This is a genomic window from Paenibacillus kribbensis (genome assembly GCF_001705305.1).
In the GTDB taxonomy this organism is placed as follows: Bacteria; Bacillota; Bacilli; order Paenibacillales; family Paenibacillaceae; genus Paenibacillus; species Paenibacillus kribbensis_B.
Genome location: NZ_MCBP01000010.1, coordinates 62,516 through 81,675, shown reverse-complemented (window position 1 = coordinate 81,675; position 19,160 = coordinate 62,516). Strand labels below are relative to the sequence as shown.

The 19,160-nt window shown below is 46.6% G+C and carries 18 protein-coding genes; 9 read left to right on the top strand and 9 right to left on the bottom strand.

Annotation, left to right across the window (positions count from 1 at the left end):
• Positions 1-13: 13 nt before the first annotated feature.
• The 6 genes from BAZ21_RS17950 (at position 14) to BAZ21_RS17925 (ending at position 6,493) form a co-directional block, all read left to right on the top strand.
• The gene (locus tag BAZ21_RS17950; RefSeq protein ID WP_068503682.1) at positions 14-970 is read left to right on the top strand and encodes a 4-hydroxy-3-methylbut-2-enyl diphosphate reductase; all 957 of its coding nucleotides are present in this window, start codon (positions 14-16) and stop codon (positions 968-970) included.
• Positions 971-1,190: 220 nt separating this feature from the next.
• Positions 1,191-2,228 (top strand): 3-deoxy-7-phosphoheptulonate synthase, encoded by a 1,038-nt coding sequence (aroF, locus tag BAZ21_RS17945; protein WP_068503680.1) that lies wholly within the window; start codon positions 1,191-1,193, stop codon positions 2,226-2,228.
• Between the two features lie 271 nt (positions 2,229-2,499).
• A complete protein-coding gene (gene glnA, locus BAZ21_RS17940; protein WP_068503677.1) occupies positions 2,500-3,924 on the top strand; it encodes a type I glutamate--ammonia ligase in 1,425 nt (474 codons plus the stop codon).
• A 265-nt stretch (positions 3,925-4,189) separates the two neighbouring features.
• Positions 4,190-5,281, top strand: a complete 1,092-nt coding sequence (gene serC / locus BAZ21_RS17935) for a 3-phosphoserine/phosphohydroxythreonine transaminase (protein ID WP_084011740.1) — start codon at positions 4,190-4,192, stop codon at positions 5,279-5,281.
• Positions 5,282-5,415: 134 nt separating this feature from the next.
• Positions 5,416-5,880 (top strand): tRNA (uridine(34)/cytosine(34)/5-carboxymethylaminomethyluridine(34)-2'-O)-methyltransferase TrmL, encoded by a 465-nt coding sequence (gene trmL / locus BAZ21_RS17930; protein WP_025720556.1) that lies wholly within the window; start codon positions 5,416-5,418, stop codon positions 5,878-5,880.
• A gap of 364 nt (positions 5,881-6,244) precedes the next feature.
• Positions 6,245-6,493, top strand: coding sequence for an AbrB/MazE/SpoVT family DNA-binding domain-containing protein (locus tag BAZ21_RS17925; protein ID WP_007429587.1), 249 nt, complete (start codon positions 6,245-6,247; stop codon positions 6,491-6,493).
• A gap of 83 nt (positions 6,494-6,576) precedes the next feature.
• Here BAZ21_RS17925 and BAZ21_RS17920 read toward each other — a convergent pair whose 3' ends face one another.
• Both BAZ21_RS17920 and BAZ21_RS17915 read right to left on the bottom strand, forming a co-directional pair.
• Entirely contained in the window at positions 6,577-7,644 is a 1,068-nt protein-coding gene (locus BAZ21_RS17920; RefSeq protein WP_068503675.1) for a phosphodiester glycosidase family protein, read from the bottom strand.
• The gene (locus BAZ21_RS17915) at positions 7,641-8,048 is read right to left on the bottom strand and encodes a hypothetical protein (RefSeq protein WP_068503931.1); all 408 of its coding nucleotides are present in this window, start codon (positions 8,046-8,048) and stop codon (positions 7,641-7,643) included. Before BAZ21_RS17915 ends, BAZ21_RS17920 begins: the two co-directional genes overlap by 4 nt.
• A 276-nt stretch (positions 8,049-8,324) precedes the next feature.
• On the opposite strand from BAZ21_RS17915, the gene BAZ21_RS17910 reads away from it, so the two are divergent.
• Positions 8,325-8,981: a response regulator transcription factor gene (locus BAZ21_RS17910; RefSeq protein WP_068503673.1), complete on the top strand. Its 657-nt coding sequence runs from the start codon at positions 8,325-8,327 to the stop codon at positions 8,979-8,981.
• 49 nt (positions 8,982-9,030) lie between these two features.
• Positions 9,031-10,284 (top strand): aminotransferase-like domain-containing protein, encoded by a 1,254-nt coding sequence (locus BAZ21_RS17905; protein ID WP_068503671.1) that lies wholly within the window; start codon positions 9,031-9,033, stop codon positions 10,282-10,284.
• Between the two features lie 29 nt (positions 10,285-10,313).
• Here BAZ21_RS17905 and BAZ21_RS17900 read toward each other — a convergent pair whose 3' ends face one another.
• Positions 10,314-11,150 (bottom strand): DUF2161 family putative PD-(D/E)XK-type phosphodiesterase, encoded by an 837-nt coding sequence (locus BAZ21_RS17900; RefSeq protein WP_068503669.1) that lies wholly within the window; start codon positions 11,148-11,150, stop codon positions 10,314-10,316.
• Positions 11,151-11,430: 280 nt separating this feature from the next.
• Here BAZ21_RS17900 and BAZ21_RS17895 point away from each other — a divergent pair, with 280 nt between their 5' ends.
• The gene (locus tag BAZ21_RS17895) at positions 11,431-13,326 is read left to right on the top strand and encodes a PrkA family serine protein kinase (RefSeq protein WP_068503668.1); all 1,896 of its coding nucleotides are present in this window, start codon (positions 11,431-11,433) and stop codon (positions 13,324-13,326) included.
• Positions 13,327-13,500: 174 nt separating this feature from the next.
• On the opposite strand, the gene BAZ21_RS17890 is transcribed toward BAZ21_RS17895, so the two are convergent.
• The 6 genes from BAZ21_RS17890 to BAZ21_RS17865 all read right to left on the bottom strand — a co-directional run bounded on the left by BAZ21_RS17890 (position 13,501) and on the right by BAZ21_RS17865 (position 18,950).
• Positions 13,501-14,397, bottom strand: a complete 897-nt coding sequence (locus BAZ21_RS17890; RefSeq protein ID WP_068503666.1) for a phosphotransferase — start codon at positions 14,395-14,397, stop codon at positions 13,501-13,503.
• A gap of 8 nt (positions 14,398-14,405) precedes the next feature.
• Positions 14,406-15,422: an aminoglycoside phosphotransferase family protein gene (locus BAZ21_RS17885; protein WP_068503664.1), complete on the bottom strand. Its 1,017-nt coding sequence runs from the start codon at positions 15,420-15,422 to the stop codon at positions 14,406-14,408.
• A 159-nt stretch (positions 15,423-15,581) separates the two neighbouring features.
• A complete protein-coding gene (locus BAZ21_RS17880; protein ID WP_068503662.1) occupies positions 15,582-16,160 on the bottom strand; it encodes a PepSY domain-containing protein in 579 nt (192 codons plus the stop codon).
• 114 nt (positions 16,161-16,274) lie between these two features.
• The gene (locus BAZ21_RS17875; RefSeq protein ID WP_068503660.1) at positions 16,275-16,868 is read right to left on the bottom strand and encodes a PepSY domain-containing protein; all 594 of its coding nucleotides are present in this window, start codon (positions 16,866-16,868) and stop codon (positions 16,275-16,277) included.
• A gap of 22 nt (positions 16,869-16,890) precedes the next feature.
• A complete protein-coding gene (locus BAZ21_RS17870; RefSeq protein WP_068503658.1) occupies positions 16,891-18,252 on the bottom strand; it encodes a sensor histidine kinase in 1,362 nt (453 codons plus the stop codon).
• Positions 18,249-18,950 (bottom strand): response regulator transcription factor, encoded by a 702-nt coding sequence (locus BAZ21_RS17865; RefSeq protein WP_068503655.1) that lies wholly within the window; start codon positions 18,948-18,950, stop codon positions 18,249-18,251. Before BAZ21_RS17865 ends, BAZ21_RS17870 begins: the two co-directional genes overlap by 4 nt.
• Positions 18,951-19,160 lie beyond the last annotated feature (210 nt).

The following is a 19,160-nucleotide window of genomic DNA, read 5'->3' as shown; positions in this document are numbered from 1 at the left end:
GCGGGTGCTATTTTTGGAAGTACTCAGGATTTCACCCCGGGGTTACTGTTACGGCGTAGTCGATGCCATGGTATTGGCTCGTCAGGCTGCCAGAAACCTGGACTTACCCCGGCCTATTTATATACTAGGCATGATTGTGCATAACAGCCATGTCACCAATTCCTTTGAAGATGAAGGGATTATTACACTGGACGGCCCGAACCGTATGGAGATTCTAAGCCAGGTGGAGAAGGGGACCGTTATTTTTACCGCCCACGGCGTATCCCCAGAGGTTCGCAAGCTGGCAAGAGACAAGGGACTGACTACGGTTGACGCTACCTGTCCGGATGTGACGAAGACCCATGATCTGATTCGGGAGAAGTCGTCAGAAGGATACCAGATTATTTATATCGGCAAAAAGGGGCACCCTGAACCGGAGGGAGCTATCGGAATTGCGCCGGATCATGTCCATCTGATTGAAAAGGAAGAGGAAATCGACACGCTTGCGCTGTCTGAGGGCAAAATCCTCATTACAAATCAGACGACCATGAGCCAATGGGACATCAAGCACATTATGAAGAAGTTGCTGGAGAAGTTCCCGGGTGCAGAGATACACAATGAAATTTGTCTGGCAACGCAAGTGCGTCAGGAGGCGGTAGCCGAGCAGGCTGGACAGGCGGACCTGGTGATCGTTGTCGGTGATCCGCGCAGCAATAACTCCAACAGACTTGCCCAAGTGTCCGAGGAGATCGCCGGTACTACGGCTTATCGAATTGCCGATGTAACAGAGCTGAAGAGGGAGTGGCTGGAGGGCGTTGCGAAGGTAGCGGTCACATCCGGAGCTTCCACCCCTACGCTGATTACGAAAGAGGTCATTACGTATCTGGAGCAGTATGATCCGGCTAACCCTGATACATGGGAGATTCAGCGGAACATTGATATGAAAAAACTGTTGCCTCCTGTACGGGAAAAGTCAAAAACGACGAAATAACTTAGGATTGACCTTAGTCGCTATTCGAGGAGTAACACCCGGATAGCGGCTTTTTTATTGTTATCATAAAGATAATCTCGAGTAATAATTAAGCCTTGACGAGTAAAGTCAAAACAGGTATATTTACTTTAACGAATAAAAGCTTAAAAGCGAACAAGCGTTTAAGTGTCATAATGTCATAGTGATCCATAAAATATGTTTTATAGAGGGGAAGAAAAATATGATCGTTATCGCCGGTGTTCAAACACCTGAAGAACATATCCATGCCATTGTTGAAGTTATTGAAAAAGAAGGCTTGCAGGCCCATGTTTCACGCGGATCGGATCGCACGATTATCGGATTGATCGGCAGCGTAGAGCCCAAGCTGGCTGAACACCTGCGTCAAATGAAGGGTGTAGAAAATGTAGTCAAAATATCGAAGTCCTACAAATTGGCTAGCCGTGATTTTCATCCCGAAAATACGGTCATTTCCATAAAAGGCGTAAATATCGGCGGGGGCGAGCTTGTGATTATGGGTGGGCCGTGTGCCGTTGAGTCTGCTACGCAGATTGACGAGATTGCCGCATTGGTTAAAGCTGCGGGTGCACAAGTCCTTCGGGGAGGTGCTTTTAAGCCGCGTACGGGGCCTTACAGCTTCCAGGGAACTGGGGTAGAAGGCTTGATCATGATGGCCGAAGCGGGCAAAAAACATGATCTTCTGACCATCACAGAGGTTATGACACCGGAATACGTGGATATTTGTGCGGAATATGCGGATATTCTGCAAGTAGGTACACGCAACATGCAGAACTTCGATCTGCTGCGCAAGCTGGGAACCTGTGGCAAGCCAGTGTTGCTTAAACGCGGTTTCAGCTCGACTTATGACGAGTTCCTGAATGCTGCCGAGTACATTTTAGCGGGCGGAAATCCGAATGTTATGCTATGTGAGCGAGGTATTCGCACATTCGAAACCTACACCAGAAATACGCTGGATTTGTCTGCGATCCCTGTTTTGCAGCAGTTGAGCCATTTGCCGGTTATTGCTGATCCAAGCCATGGCACAGGACGGCGTGAGCTGGTTGTTCCTATGACGAAGGCTTCAGTAGCTGCCGGTGCTGACGGACTGATTATTGAGATGCATACAGACCCTGACAACTCGATGACGGGCGATGGTGTACAATCCCTGTTCCCTGATCAATTTGCAGATTTGCTGAAAGATTTGGAATTGCTTGCCCCTGCAGTAGGGAAAACATTCCATACCCCTAGTACCATTTCCTAATACGAATAGTTAACATCATTGCATAAAAGTTTTGACGCATTGCAGTAACAAGATTAAAATCACTTAAAAGCCCGATGTTTCGGGCTTTTTGTGCTATTCAAATGTTATCAAGGGCGTAAGAATATCTAACATTAGTTTAAAAAATACCTTACATAGCTATTGACCCGTGTCATGTTTGAGATTTATAATGACGACAGAAAAAAACATTCGATCATGAACATTTCAGTGTTGTATAAGACTTAATGTTCGGAAAAATTGGGAGGAAGAAGACATGTCCGTGGAAAACGTATTGAAAACAATTCAGGAAAATAATATTGAGTGGGTAGATTTTCGTTTTGTAGATTTGTCTGGTCGTGCTCACCATATTTCACTGCCAGCTTCCGAAGTAGATGAAGATACATTTGTTAACGGTGTTGCTTTCGACGGTTCTTCCATTCCCGGCTATCGTGGTATTGAGGAATCCGACATGGTTATGCTGCCTGATCCAGAATCCACTTTTGTCGACCCTTTCACTCAGCATCCTACACTGAATATTCTGTGTGATATTGCTACGCCGGACGGCGAAAAATATGACCGCGATCCTCGTGGTATTGCCAAAAAGGCAGAGGAATTTTTGCAATCCGCAGGAGTGGGCACAGCAGCATTTTTTGCACCTGAGTCCGAGTTTTTCATCTTTGATGATGTTCGCTACGAAAGCGGCATGAACAGCGCTTCCTTCTTCGTAGATTCCGAGGAAGCAGCTTGGAACACAAATCGTAAGGAAGAAGGCGGCAACCTGGGCTTTAAAGTGGGAGTGAAGGGCGGATATGTACCTGTAGCGCCAGTAGACACCCAACAAGACATCCGTAGTGAAATGTGCCGTCTGCTTGAAGAAGCAGGTCTGAGAATTGAGCGCCATCACCATGAGGTAGCTACAGCAGGCCAAGCGGAAATCAACTTCCGTTTTGATACACTGAAGAAAACAGCAGATAACCTGCTCGTTTATAAATACATTGTACACAACACAGCTCGTCAATATGGTAAAGTGGCAACATTCATGCCGAAACCACTCTTCGGAGACAACGGAAGCGGTATGCACGTTCACCAATCCATTTTCGATGGAGACACTCCTTTGTTCTACGAAAAAGGTGCTTATGCTAACCTGAGCGAAATGGCTCTTCATTACATTGGCGGTATTCTATACCATGCACCTGCACTGATCGCTTTGACAAACCCAAGCACCAACTCGTTCAAGCGTCTCGTTCCAGGCTACGAAGCGCCGGTTAACCTGGTATTCTCCAAAGGTAACCGTTCTGCGGCTGTACGTATTCCAGTAGCGGCTGTTACGCCAAAAGGCTGTCGGATCGAGTTCCGTACACCGGACTCCACAGCTAACCCTTATCTGGCTTTCTCGGCTATGCTGATGGCTGGTCTGGATGGCATTAAGCGTAAACTGAACCCAATCGAATTGGGCTATGGTCCGCTTGACACGAACATCTATGAGCTGTCTGACGCTGAAAAAGGTAAAATCCGCAGCGTACCAGCTTCATTGGATGAGGCTCTTGACGCTCTGGAAGCTGACTACGAATTCTTGACTGAAGGCGGCGTATTCACGAAGGACTTTATTGACAACTATGTAGAGTTCAAACGTTCTGAAGCCAAATCGGTGAACATCCGTGTTCATCCGCACGAATACAGCCTGTATTTCGACTGCTAATAAATCGGCAGCGTAGCTGCCTTGAAGAACAATCATTAGCCTACGGATAAAAGTTGTTGTTCAAGATAGGTCTCCGGTCTCATAGCCGGGGACCTTTTAACATTAAAGTGAATATCACAAAGTGAAGATGTCAAATATGATAACATTCACAGCTTTGTCACATCATAAATGAATTCAAAAACATTTTTATACAAGTCTTGAACGCATTTATGAATACTGCTATCATAGCGATAATATCCACACAAGGTAGAGAAGGGATGGGAAATTGTTGAGTAAGAGAGCCTACAATTTTAATGCAGGACCAGCGGCATTGCCGCTGAAGGTACTGGAACGTGTACAAGCTGAATTCGTGGATTTTCAGGGGACAGGAATGTCTATCATGGAAATGTCTCATCGTGGAGCTGTGTATGAATCTGTTCATAATGAGGCACAGGAACGTTTGTTATCTCTGCTGGGCAATCCGAAGGGCTATAAGGTGTTGTTCCTGCAAGGGGGCGCCAGTACGCAATTTGCAATGCTGCCTTTGAATTTCCTGAGCGAAGGACAGATCGGAAGCTATGTAATGACAGGTAGCTGGTCCGACAAGGCATACAAAGAGGCCAAGCTGCTGGGCAAGACTCATATTGCCGCATCCTCTGCTGATGAGAAGTACATGCGTCTTCCGAATGTGGAATCTCTGGACTTGCCTGAGCATACTGCTTATGTACATATGACGTCCAACGAGACGATTGAAGGTACACAGTTCAAGCAATTTCCAGATACGGGTTCCGTACCGTTGATTGTCGACATGTCCAGTGATATTTTTTGCAAGCCGTTTGATGTTACTCAATTTGGATTGATCTACGCAGGCGCGCAAAAAAACCTGGGACCTTCCGGTGTAACGGTCGTCATTGCCCGTGAAGAGCTGTTGACATCCTCGCCGTCCACCATTCCTACGATGCTGCGCTACAGCACGTATGAAAAAAATAACTCTCTCTACAACACACCGCCATCCTTTGCTATCTACATGGTGAATGAAGTGCTGAAATGGATTCAGGAGGAAGGTGGCCTGGAAGGCATTGAGCGTGTAAACCAACAGAAAGCTGCTTTGCTCTACGACCGTATTGACAGCAGCGAAGGCTTCTATCGTGGCTGTGTGGACAGCAGAGATCGCTCCATTATGAATGTAACCTTCCGTCTTGCAAATGAGGATCTGGAAAAACAATTTATTAAGGAATCCGAGCAGGCCGGGTTTATCGGATTGAAGGGACATCGCAGTGTAGGAGGGCTTCGCGCCTCGATCTACAATGCTGTTCCACTGGAGAACTGTCAAGCATTGGCGGAGTTTATGGATAGCTTCAAGCAACGTAACCGTTGATTTTACGGATATATATTTCGATACACGCGATTTGAAATCGAAAAAGTAAAAGTAAAGCCTTCCCTGAACGTGTATAGGGGAAGGCTTTAGTAGTGTGGGGGATAGATGATAAAAGATGAAGGGAACGAAACATAATGCCATTACATATTGTACTTGTCGAGCCGGAAATCCCGGCTAACACAGGAAATATTGCCAGAACGTGTGCCGCAACTGGAACACATCTGCATCTGGTCAAGCCGCTGGGCTTCCGTACCGACGATGCCACGTTAAAACGGGCTGGACTTGATTATTGGTATGCTGTCCATATTGAATACCACGAGTCTTTTGCTGAGGTACAGGAGAAGTATCAGGAAGGCCGCTTTTTTTATGCGACGACAAAAGCAAACCAGCGCTATAGCGATATTTCATTCCGGGACGGAGACTTTCTGGTATTTGGTAAAGAAACGAAGGGGTTGCCTCCTGAGCTGTTAGCAGCGAATCCAGATACATGCATTAAGATGCCTATGTCAGATAAAGTAAGATCTCTAAACTTGTCGAATTCCGCTGCGATTATCGTGTATGAAGCGTTGAGACAAATGGATTTTCCAGGTTTATCGTAAATAAAGTCACGTAAACTGTGAATAAAGAACCAGGACCTAAGTTGCTAATGAAAGTTGCGCAATATTTGACTAGATGAATCTGACTGTTAAGCTTGAATAAAGGTGATATTGTCGAAATTTGCAAAATTCTCTATTAGAGCTAATGATAATTGGCTTTCCGGTCGATAAAAATATTATAGACATTCTGTGCCATACTTTGATATGGTTCATGATTTTATGAAAAAATGTAATAAAATTTCCTGTGATCAGCAGGATTCGACAAAAAGACAGCGAATACTACATAAAGAATAGTGTCTTTGTACCTAGTTTTCGCAGGGAAAGTAAACTGTAAGTTATTACTGAATAGGAGAGGTGTACGATCACGATGAAACCTGCTGGTGTAGTGCGTAAAGTTGATCAATTGGGGAGAATAGTCTTGCCTAAGTCACTGCGCAAAAGATATCAAATGAATGAGGGAGATCCTGTCGAAATTTTGGTTCAGGGTGACCATATTATTTTGGAGCGTTATCGTCCGAAATGTGTATTTTGCGGTTCAATAGATCAAGTAAACGATTTTAAAGACCGTTATATTTGTGCTCAATGTCTGACAGAAATGACACAGTACTCCTCCTAATGAGGCAAAAGCATCACGACATTCGTTCGTGATGCTTTTTTTTAATTGAGCCATACTTCGACAAGCATATTTTATTATTTTTATTATTTATAGAATAAAAAATGAGTAGGGACCGGACGAAGTTGACCATCTGATGGCTTGTTAACGACTCGACCGTTCAATATGAGCGACGAGGAGCCGCCTCCGTCCAAATTATAAGCATCCTGAACACCCAGATTGTACATCTTCCCTTGTAGTTCTTCGAGCGTTGCACCTGAACCCCCGCTTTCATTGTAGCCGTCTACGACGATAATAAGCAGTTGGTCGTCTTTATAGTTGCCGATGACCGTCCGTGGGGCCCGCAGAGGCGAGATTTTCCACTTCTCAGGGATAGGCATCTTCTGTCCCTTTTGGAGTAGAACGGGAACAAAGGTAGCCCCAAAGGCAGGTTTTAAGCTATCCAGCGCGCCTTGACTGTAAAATTTGCCCCCGATAAGCTTGCCATTGCTGCTCAATCCAACGAATGACAAATCCTTGAAACTGGATTGAAAGCCGGTAAGGTAGTGGCCGTTCAAGACGGTAGTACTTAATGGATAGCGTTTGCCGTCTCCATCCGCAAAGCCGCCTGCATTGATGCCGGCGACAGCTCCGTGTCTCAAGACAGCACGCATAGTTGTTTCAGAGCCGCCCAATTTGTCGCTCCCCAGAGACATTTTCATAGCGGTAGGATCTTTCAGTTTAACCTTCATGGCGTAGCCGTGATAAATCCCTGGGTTCACCTTGAACAATTCAATGGTAATCCGGTTGCTGTCTACACGCTCATAGGGAACCCCCAGCTTGGCGGTGATGCGTCGATCATAGATGATCGCGGGACGCTTGGACTGAGTAGAGGCTGCTTGGACAAGCTGATTCATCGTTTGGGTTGTTTGCTTATACAGCTCGGATGTCCGGCGAATCGTAGACAAGGTGTACGTTGCCGTTTGTTTGGCTTCATCAAGCTGCTTGCTTACGGATTGCGTTTGTACAATAGTTTCGGCTTTTTGCAGGCCCGGAGCAGTGGGCACTGGAAAACTCAAAGGGGGATGCACTAACAAAATACACCCCAACAAACCGATAAAAGGAGCAAGGGCTAACATAAAGAACCGATTCACTTGTTTTGCATCTATGTTCATTTTAGCAAGTCCATTTTTTTCTGAAGTATATTAAGCTGCTGCTTGACTTCATTTAATTGGGTATAAAGCTTATTGCTGTTATCGGTTTTGTTATTGGCATTGTCCTTCGTAAAGGTCAGCAGTTCATTGAAGGACTGCACTTTGCCCTGCAAGTCGCTAACTTCCTTGGAAAGTGTGGTTAGCTGCTTTTCATAGTCGGATTGAAGTGCTTGAATCTGTTGGTCTGTATGGGTTTGCATCTCGTTTAGCATCTGCTGCTTCAAGTGATTGCTATACAGATAGGTTGCGAGAGCACCTAGTATAATAAGTATAAACCAAAATAGCAGAAATGCCTTTACGGGCAACCCCTTTCTTGAATGGCCTCGCCGAGCTTCGGCAAGAGGACGTTCAGGTGAAACTTGCATATGATTTTTCAACTCCCGTGTAAAGTCAAATTTCCAGTCTTTGTTTTGCAGTTCCAATTCTATCATGGGCCTATTTATTTCGCAAAAGCGAAATAGGAGTATAAAAAATATTTGGAAAAAGAGATTGCATCGGAAGGAAGTCCTAGGATACAATTTCCTTAAACCGTTCTCGCTTCCTATACGTTCACATTCGCGCAATTCCTACATATGCAATCTCCAATTTTAGATCTATTTTAGCGAACGATGTATTTTTTTGTAAACTCAGGAGGTTTAGACATGAGAAAAGTATGGCAGGTGGTCATTATAGATATCCATCCTACAAGTATGCTGGGAACAAAGCTTATTTTGGAAGATCAGCAAGATTTACTTGTTAGAGGGATGTCCTCCTCCGGAACGGAAGGCCTGGAACTGGCTTGTTCCATCCAGCCGGAAATTATTTTAATGGATTACAGGTTGCCTGAGGGAACCGCTGAACCGTTTTTGACCCAAATGCGGGCCTTGTCTCCGGACAGCCATATTGTTATTATGACGGATGAGGATAATATTACGTTGTTTCAGCAATTGATTTCGCTGGGAGCGAATGGAATGCTGTCCAAACAGGCATCACCAAACCAGTTGATTCATTTGATCAACGGTTTACGCGAAGGATTTGCTTCTTTACCGATGGACTGGATTCGCTGCGGGAACTGGCCGTTTTTGCCGTTAGTGGCTTCTGAGCCTTTTGATGAATTGACACAAACCGAAGTTTTCATTATGGAACGTATTGTACAAGGCGTTACATATGACAAAATTGCTATCGAGATCGAAGTAAGTCGGCGCTCCATTGATAATTATCTGCGTAAAATTTATGCCAAATTAGGTGTGTCCAGCCGGGCGCAGGCCATTGAACGTTATGCCTTATATGCACGTCAGACGAAGCAGCTGTATGCCTGACGCGTCAGCCCGGAGGCAGTGACCTATTTACAGGAGAAGGAGGATGTTCATGCAATATTCCTTTGCTTCACGAACGGCTGCAATGTTGGCTTCTCCAGTGCGTCATATCCGGGAAAATGCAAGAAGACACTCCTTTATATCTCTGGCTGAAGAATTACCCGCACAAGAGCTGTTTCCGGTGAAGCTGCTGGAAGAAGCAGCTCATGATGTGTTTGGTTCCGGCCCTGATGCCCTCCAGTATGGTGAACCGGAGGGTTATTTTCCTTTGCGGGCATGGCTTGCGGGAGAGTGGGAGCAGCGTAAGGGAGTTAGGGTACCTCCAGGGCAAATCCTTCTAACAACAGGCAGTCAGCAGGCCATTGACCTGATCGTAAGGCTGATGGTGGATGAGCGTGATCCGGTGTTGGTCGAAAATCCGACCTCTCCTGGATGTTTGCAGGTGCTGTCTATGCAAGGGGCGCAGGTCGTGCCTGTTGAATCAGATGAGGAAGGTGTAATTCCCGATAAGCTTGAAGCTTTAATGATTCGCTATCGCCCCAAGCTTTTTTTTGCTACGCCCACATTTACGAACCCGACCGGCTTCCTATGGAGTGCGGCAAGACGGCAGGAAATTTTGGATTTATGCAGGCACCATCAGGTGCTGGTCGTAGAGGACGATTCTTACGGTGAATTGCATTTTAAGCAAAAGAACGAGTCCCCTGACAAGAGTCCGCATGGACAGAGTCGGAAATTTGCAGAGGCGTTTCCTTCGCTGTTTGCACTGGATCATGCGGGTCAGGGCGGTCAAGTGCTATATATTGGTTCATTTAATAAAACGGTCGCTCCTGGACTGCGAACTGGCTGGGCGGCTGGCCCCGCTCCGCTGATTGAAGGAATGTATGCCTTGAAGCAGCTGGCCGATATGCAGTCCAGTACGATGAACCAGCGGCTGCTGTTTCAGCTGTTGACCCGTTCGCGTTTCCAATGGCACGAGCACTTGGCGATGCTGAACAAAGAATATTCAACACGACTTCAGCTCATTTTGGAGCTGCTTAAGCGTCCGTTTTGGAAGGACGTGACGTATCACATTCCGTCAGGCGGCATGTATGTATGGGTGCGGCTGCCCGATGGGCTGGACAGCGCATTGCTGTTAAAGGCGGCTTTGCCCAAAGGCGTAGCCTTTATGCCAGGGGCGCTGTGTGCGGTTGGCAGTGAGGGGGCGTCCCATATTCGCCTTAATTTTAGCCATCCGGGCCGCGAGCAGCTGCTTATGGGCATGAATCTGATCGGTGAGACGATCAGTGAGTTTACCGCCCGAAGCTAGCAGGAATACTGGCATTCCACCGCCCAATGTCAGCCATCCTCCGTATCCGCAGCAGCAGTGGAGGAGTAAGGGACTGGCGTTTCTGCGATTCGATGTTGCGCGTCGCTTTTGTCAGGCTCTACGGCCTTTGCTGCGGCCGTTTCAGTTCCTTGCTCTTGCAGCACCGCCGCATACTCGCCCAGAGCCGCTTCGCCGAACGGGGTTAGCTTATAGCGGCCACGGGCTACGCGCTCAAACCAGCCGTAGTAGTTGTGCTGCAGGACAGCAGCCGCTCCGCTGACGGCAGCCGTACGGGCGAGCTGCACAGGGGAGGCCTCCCCCAGGCTCTGCAAGGCTGCGGCTACACGTAGCGCTTTTTCCCGGTAGGCCGTGACCAGCTTGCGCCGGGTGCTGCCGCCAGTGTTGTGGTCACCGCTGCGTGCGTGAAATTCCCGCAGCAGCCTCTCCTTGCGCGAGCCGGGGCGAACCGCTGTCGTTTTGCGCTCATGGCCGTTGGGGCCCGCAGGCTTGCACAGTATCTCTACGAGCGGTGGCTTGGTCTTAAAAAGGGTGACGGTAAGCAGGCCAAGTCCCAGTTGACGGCACAGTCCAACCAACTCGTTCCAGCGCTGATTGACAGCCCCTTTTTTTGCACGATTTCGTTCTACGGCCACATATACATTGCTGCTTAATTTCAAACGTTGCATGCCTTGCAGCACAAGCGACAGATTAAACGTCTTTTTGATCTCCACAATCAGTGGCTCCTGCTGTTCCAGCTTGATACCCACCAAATCGCAGTTGCGCACCTCTCCTTTGATTTCATATCCCAAGCTCTCAAAAAAGGCTTTGATCGGAGCGTATAGCTCCGTCTCATGCCGAACCGCCATTGCTTCTCCCGCTCCTTTATCCCATTATTCCGAGCTTATATTGTACCATAATGCGTCAGGTCCGCGTCGTTGTTGTATATTTTAGCACAGTATATCCCTTTGTTTTTCGAAAAAGCAGGGAGACCTGTCACAAAAATAGGTCAATTCTGAAATCAATCTGCATAGGTATGTATTACACTTTTTTTAGGGGATACCATTATATCCTGAAAGGCGTGACGAGTGTAGCCATTACCATCAGGAGTGGAGGATAGTCATTACGCAGCCATGGGAGGAACCGAGCATGAATATTTTTGAACGCATTGCGGAGTACCGGGCGGAAAGCAACCGTCTGGCCTGGAACGGCACTTTTAGAGAGTATATCGAGATACTCAAGAAAGACCCGACGCCGGCGATGACCGCTCATGCACGGGTTTACAAGATGATTGAATCTTTTGGTGTAGAAGAGATTGGGGGACATAAGCGATATAAATTTTTTGAGCAGGAGATTTTTGGGCTGGATCGTGCACTGGAAAAGCTGGTGGAGGAATACTTCCATTCCTCAGCCAGGCGGCTTGATGTGCGCAAGCGTATCCTTCTTTTAATGGGTCCCGTCAGCGGGGGCAAATCGACGCTGGTCACTTTGTTAAAACGGGGTCTGGAGAAATTTTCAAGAACGGATCAAGGAGCCGTGTACGCCATAGAAGGCTGCCCTATGCACGAAGATCCACTTCATCTTATTCCTCATGAGCTGCGTCCCGAATTTGAAAAGGAGCTCGGTGTGCGCATTGAAGGTAATCTCTGCCCATCCTGCCAGATGAGATTGCGTACGGAATTTGATGACGATATCGAAAAGGTGGGCGTGGAGCGGGTATTTATATCGGAAGAAAACCGGATTGGCATAGGTACGTTCAGCCCTTCTGATCCGAAGTCTCAGGATATTGCTGATTTGACAGGCAGCATCGACTTTTCCACGATTACGGAGTATGGCTCGGAATCCGATCCGCGTGCATATCGTTTTGACGGAGAGCTGAACAAAGCGAATCGCGGGTTGATGGAGTTTCAGGAAATGCTGAAATGCGATGAGAAGTTTTTGTGGAATTTGTTGTCCCTGACCCAGGAGGGAAATTTCAAGGCTGGACGGTTTGCGCTCATCAGTGCAGATGAATTGATCGTGGCTCACACCAATGAGTCGGAGTATAGAAGCTTTATTGCGAATAAAAAGAACGAGGCATTGCAGTCGCGGATGATTGTAATGCAGATTCCTTATAACCTGAAAGTGTCGGAGGAAGAAAAGATTTATGCCAAGCTCATTGAGCAAAGTGACATGCGGCATATTCATATCGCTCCGCATGCGCTGCGAACGGCTGCCATTTTCTCCGTGCTAACCCGCTTGAAAGAAACGAAGAAGCAGGGCATGGATTTGGTCAAAAAGATGCGTATGTACGACGGTGAAGAGGTCGAAGGCTACAAGGAAGCCGACCTGAAGGAAATGCAAAATGAATTTCTGGAGGAAGGCATGTCCGGGGTAGACCCACGGTATGTCATTAATCGTATTTCCAGTGCATTAATTAAGCAAAATGTGGAATCGATTAATGCACTGGATATTTTACGAGCGATCAAGGATGGTCTGGATCAGCATGCTTCCATTACAAAGGAAGAGCGCGAGCGCTATCTGAATTTCATTTCTGTGGCCCGCAAAGAGTACGATGAGTTGGCAAAAAAAGAAGTACAAAAGGCCTTTGTGTACTCGTTCGAGGAATCAGCCAAGACGCTGTTTGACAATTATTTGGATAACATCGAAGCCTTCTGCAATTGGTCTAAAATCCGCGATCCACTCACGGATGAGGAGCTGGACCCGGATGAGCGGCTTATGCGCTCGATTGAGGAGCAGATCGGGGTGTCAGAAAATGCGAAAAAGGCATTCCGCGAAGAAATATTAATCCGGATTTCCTCGTATTCACGCAAGGGCCGGAAGTTTGAATATCATCATCATGATCGGCTGCGTGAGGCTATCGAGAAGAAGCTGTTTGCAGATCTGAAGGACATTGTGAAGATTACGACCTCGACCAAAACACCTGATGCTAACCAGCTTAAACGGATGAATGAGGTCATCAAGCGGCTGATTGAGGAGCATGGCTACACAGCGGCCAGCGCTAACGATTTGTTGCGGTATGTAGGTAGTCTCTTAAACCGGTAATAATTTGAGGAAAGCAAGGACAGTATCAGCACGGTTCGATCAATGAACATTTTATGGGGAATCCGGTAAGCACAGGAAGTTTCAGGTGCTGCCGGATTCTGTTGTATCAGAAGACACATATAAAAAAACAGACCATTTGGTTAGGTCTGTTTCCTGCTGGTTCAATCAGGCAGCTTATAGCAGCGCTCTAAGCTCACGTCGGTATTTGTTCAATTGCGCTAATGATGGAATAACACGCTTAGCAGAACGGATGCCGCCTATTCTGATGTTGCGGACCACGTGATAGGGAGAGATTAGAAGCGCGTGAAGCAAATGTAAATCACGGGTGCTTAACGGACGATATCGTTGATAGTAGTCGACCGCGCGCAGCATTTTTGTCCCGTTCCAAAGACAATTTCGATGAAGAAGATGGGACAAGTCTTTCATCCTTACGTGCAGGGAGCAATTTTCAAAATCGATTAAATGAATCTTGAGCTGTCTGTCTTTAATCAGATTGGGGTAATTGTAGTCGCCATGTATAAATGCGCCGGCTTTTTGCTCCGAGTCGATTGCTTCTCGAACCTTGGGCTGCTGTAAACGATTCGTCACTTCCTCACAGAGAGCTATGAGATGTGCTGTGCCTTTGTAGGGACTGAGACGTTTTTTGTATCCAGCGATTTCATCACCCAAGCCTTCGTAACGTATTCTGGCTGCCGGAGCCTCGGTGACAGGAAAGCCTACGGCGCTGGAGTGAAATTTGGCTAAGGTGGAAATACCATTTTTGAAATCTATTCTTTTTGTAAATTTTGGTCTACGTCCATCAACCCAATTGGTTAACGTATACGAAACGCCTTCATGGGTCATATAAGCGGTTTGCTGTACTGTCGGATAAATCTTTTGGCTACGAGTAAACCCGCGCTCATCCAGGAAGGACAACACACGTGTAATAAAACGAATTTCATCTTCTGGAAAATTGTAGGGTTTTAAACAATAGGTCATGCTGGCGGTCTCGATCCTGTGTATATCCTTTTTTTGACGAGCACGTTGAATTTTGATTCCGTACATCTGCTCAACGTTTGATAAAATCGACATTTTGATCCTCACTTTCTTTTATACATGGACCATTCCTGCAAAATATGAATGATTTGTAAACGAAGGGGCCACGATTGATCCCAATTGTCCAGAATCTCGCGGTCTCTTGAGCGAATGGGGTGTCGAGAGGCATGCCACGCTTCCCGAGGCAGTTTATACAGGGCTGTAACTATTTTTCGTTCAGTTCGGCTGAGTGGCTTGCGTTTTTGGTATCCCTTCAGCAGGGATTGCACAAATTCAGGATTGAATTGGGTCGTATTCATAAGGGCTTTTGCCAGATCTGCATAGACTGAGCCGACCTTAACCCGATCCCAATCAATGATTTTGAGTTGACCAGTATTTGAAATAATGACATTAGGAATCGTGATGTCACTGTGTATCAAAGAGGGTGAACGCTTTTCCTTCTGAAGCAGCCTGGTAATGGAGGCGTCCTGTAAATCCCTCCATGCCCGCCTGGATAAACGTTTGCAGTCTTTGCCGAAAGCGTTGTACCAGTTGCGGGATTTTGTGTCATGACGGCTGATTTGTTTTATTCTGCTTTGAAAAAGACGGTCCTGGTTTTTCCATATCCGCAATTGCTGAAAGGTAGGGGATCTTCCCCTTCCAATCCGATGCAAGCCGATGGGCGTGGCATGAAGCGTGGCAAGTGCCCATCCAAGCTTTTCAAAATCTTCAGCAGTCCCCAATCCCCGCCCTTTGATCCACTGACTCACATAAAATGGCGTTCCTTGATATAAAGTCCATAGCTTCCCGGAATGTGTCGGAAGCCACGCGGGCATGTAGCGATACTTTCTCTTTTTCAAAAGCCTGACCATGCTTGCAGCCTGCTCCATCTGTTGAATTGTATTTGAGCGGATCATCTTAGTACGGCTAAAGGGCTTTAATGCATAAGTTCCCTTTTTGGCTCTCACTTGGATTACTGCATTTTTTCGGTATAGTGATGAGACTAAGCTTGATTTTAACGGAATCAGGCCAAAACGACGGGTGATATTGCGAATCTGTGCTTTGGTATAGGATTTCGTCATAAGTACCTCACTTGACTTGTGATAAAAGAAAAAGGTAATCCTCTGTTAGTTATCAGTCTATTCATAATGAGGTAATAGGTGTGTATTGAGCAGGTCAAAAAAACGGGAAAGCGAAAGTTCGCTGCCCCGTTTGAGTTAACTTTGTATTATGTAAGCCAATTATGGTCTGAGTGATTCATTATGGTCGTCATCATAGCGGTCATCATCAAAATCCTCGTCCATATCCACGACTGCTCCAGATGTAGCATGGATTTCGAATTCAACGGTGCCTTCATCGGTAAGCACCTTTACATCGTAAATGAACCGCCCGTCTTCCTTATCCAATTTAGTAGACAGAAGGGTACCAGGCACGTTCTTGAGCGCGATTTGCCCAGCCTGCTTCTCGGTTATGGTGACGTGGTTTGGTTTGTTGAAGGAGGAGTTGTCATTTGAGTCATCGTTAAGCTCAGAATGGGAACGAATGGTCTTTCCAGTGTAAGCATCTACATCGATATCCCAATCTTTATTGCCCTGCTGAAGCTCCACTTCATAGTAGGTCCTTCCGTTCTCACGCTCCAGTTCGACATCTTTAACTTGCGCATGATTGCCGACTGCCTTCTTTGCAATATTGGCAGCGGTTGTTGCTCCAATAAGGTCCGTAGGTTTGGCAGCCCAAACGGCATTCGCTGATACGCCCGTAACCGTAACTCCAAGCAGCACCGTCGCTGCCATAATTCCTAATGTATAGTTTTTTTTCATTTATAATTCCTCCCTGTACTGTAAGCTTGAATACAGCTTATCTTTTGAACATGAGAGGAACATAATAAAATCATGAGAAAACAATGAGAAGACATGGGAGTGATGCTAATCAGCTTATTCGTCGTTGCGGTCCTGCCTTTCTTTTTCCCAAGTGACAGAGTCGATAGAGCCCGATACTGCATTAACCTGCACGACAGCTTCACGCCCATCCTTTATCTCAACCTCAACGAGATAATAGAGACCTTTTTCGTTACGGTGAAGCTCGATATCATCGGATGTTCCGTTAACTGCCTTGGCAGCAAGCTGGGCTGCTTCCTTCTCTGTGATCACGAGAGACACTGGGTCAGGTTTGCTGACTGGACCCGATATGTCCTTACTTGGTGGGGAAACAGGATTGTGATCCTGGGGCTCCTGTCGGGTATCAGTATAAGCTTGCGTCCGCGTAATGGATTCGATGATACCGTCATAGACGTTGACCTTTATATCGTATTTTCCTTTCTCTCGTTCCAACTTGATCAGATAGTAATTATCCAGGCGTCTGGATTCCAGCACCTCGCCGGGATACTGATGCAATACGGACTGGATGACCGTTTTTTCTTCCAAGGGCGAAGCTGCCAACGACCGTGCCCAAGGCCACTGTAAAAGGCAAAAGGTGATCAATATAGCCGCCACCGTCCCCCCAATGATCCACACATAAATGGCTTTCATCGTTATTCCCTCCTTAAGTTTATTATTTTGGAACGGAAGGGAGGATGATCGTTACTGTTGTGCCACTTTCCTGTATACTTTCCAGCCCAATTTGTGCGTGAATAGCTTGAGCAATTCCTGTAGCCAGTGCCAGTCCTAGACCGGCGCCACCTTCCTCACGGCTTCTGGCTTCATCTACGCGATAGAAGCGGTCAAATACTTTAGATAGCTTATCCTCTGGAATTCCAATTCCCCGATCCGTGATTCTAATACAGGGCTGGGGCGTATCGCCTACGGTATCGATGGTTAGACGTACTGGCTCGTCACTGTATTTGCGTGCATTATCCAAAAAGATAAATAGCAGTTGCTTTAGTTTATTTTCATCGGTATAGCCGATGCAGTCTGCCTGTATGTCCAGGTGGATTTGCCGGGCAAAGGCATTTTCAAATGTAGCTTTCAATTCGGTCGCCACTTTGGTCAGGCGTACAGGCTCCAATATGACATTCCATTGTTCCTCGTTTTTGGCCAAATGAAGAAGCTGCTCTACCATGTCCTTCATTCGTATTGCCTCGGAATGGATAGCTTCAACAGACTCGGCGAAGATGTTGGGATGCTGTAGACCCCGCCGTTTTAGCAGACTGGCATAGCTTTCAATAATGGTAAGAGGTGTTTTTAATTCATGGGATGCATTAGAGACAAATTGTTCTTGCCGGACAAAGTTGCGTTCCAGCAATTCAATCATGTCATTAAACGTTTCTCCCATCTCGACCAGTTCGTCGCGTGATGTAGCGTCGAGCGAAAGCCGTTTGAATTTTCCACTACGTTGAATCTCTTTCATCGTGCGAATCATAGAGGTAATGGGACGTGTAATCAGTCGCCCGAGCAGTCTTCCCGATATCATGACAGGAATGAGTGCAATTCCGGTGACAGCTACAAGTACAATTCTGAGTACCTGCAGTGTCTGCATCGTCGGTTGCAGACTTTCGGTCACCTGAAGATTGACAACCTCGCCGTTGGTCCAAATCATGGGGACGGAAACAAGAATGTAGCGGTTGTTTTCATGGGTAATCATTCGAACTTGTCGTGTCTCATCATAAACACTCTTCATCAAGCTGAGAGATTGCTCCGAAGAAGAGGTGATAGGGGGGAGAAAATCACCCTTCGGATTCATTAGCCGAAGCATGCCATCCAGTGGTACATAGGCTCGAAGAAGATCCTCTGCTGCTACCGATACCGGAGCGCGCTGAATACCGCGAATGATCTTCTCCGCTGTGGCTTCTACCTGATCCTTGCGACTGTTGATAGATAGCTGGCTGAACAGAAAATAAACCGAAAAATGAATGGCCACAAGTAAGACTGCAAGTAACAACGAGGTGTAGGTATGGATTTTGTTTTGCAGCTTCATAATGATTCCTTCAGCACATAACCAATACCCCGTACAGTATGGATTAGCTCGGGGAGCTGGCGAGTGGGGTCGATTTTATTGCGCACATACCGAATATACACATCTACCACGTTGGTATCGCCAACATAGTCCATCCCCCATACATTCTCCAATAGTTGCTCACGGCTCAGCACCTGCCGCTGATGTCGCAGTAAATGAACGAGCAAGTCAAATTCTCGCGGCGTAAGCTCAACGCCGTGCTCCCCCCGAAGAACCTCACGGGTACCTTCATGGAGGCGTAAATCCCCCGCACCAAGCCATGTGTCTGCCATCCGCGGAGCTGTGTCCTTTGTTGCGGCTACTCTGAGCGCGGCTCGTACACGTGCAAGGAGCTCTTCGATCACAAACGGTTTGGTAATGTAGTCGTTGGCTCCCCAATCAAGCCCCTCCACTTTATCCGCAATGGAACTTTTAGCCGTTAGTAAAATGACAGGAATGTTCGCATCATTCTTACGAATCCGTCGCAGCAGCTGGGTGCCGCTGAGACCAGGAATCATAATATCCAGTAATACCAGATCCCATGTGCCTTTGTAATACGTCTCCAGTCCGTCAATTCCGTTTTTTTCTTTAACCACCCGATAACCTTCAAATTCAAGCTCGATCTCTAAAAGTCGGGCAATTTTATCTTCGTCTTCCACGATCAGAATGGATTGATTCATGTTCATGTCCTCCTGTAGGCGAATAGCCGATACGGAAGTATTTTAGCATATACGGACAGTTAAGACACTTTAAAGCAAGAGGAGAGCGGGAAAAGATATTTTCATGTTCGTGTTATATTTTGTGACATGAAAAAGGAATAAAATGTAATGATAACGCTCTATATTTGCTTTTTTATCTTTGGCGCACAATAAACAGGTCATTGTTTTGGT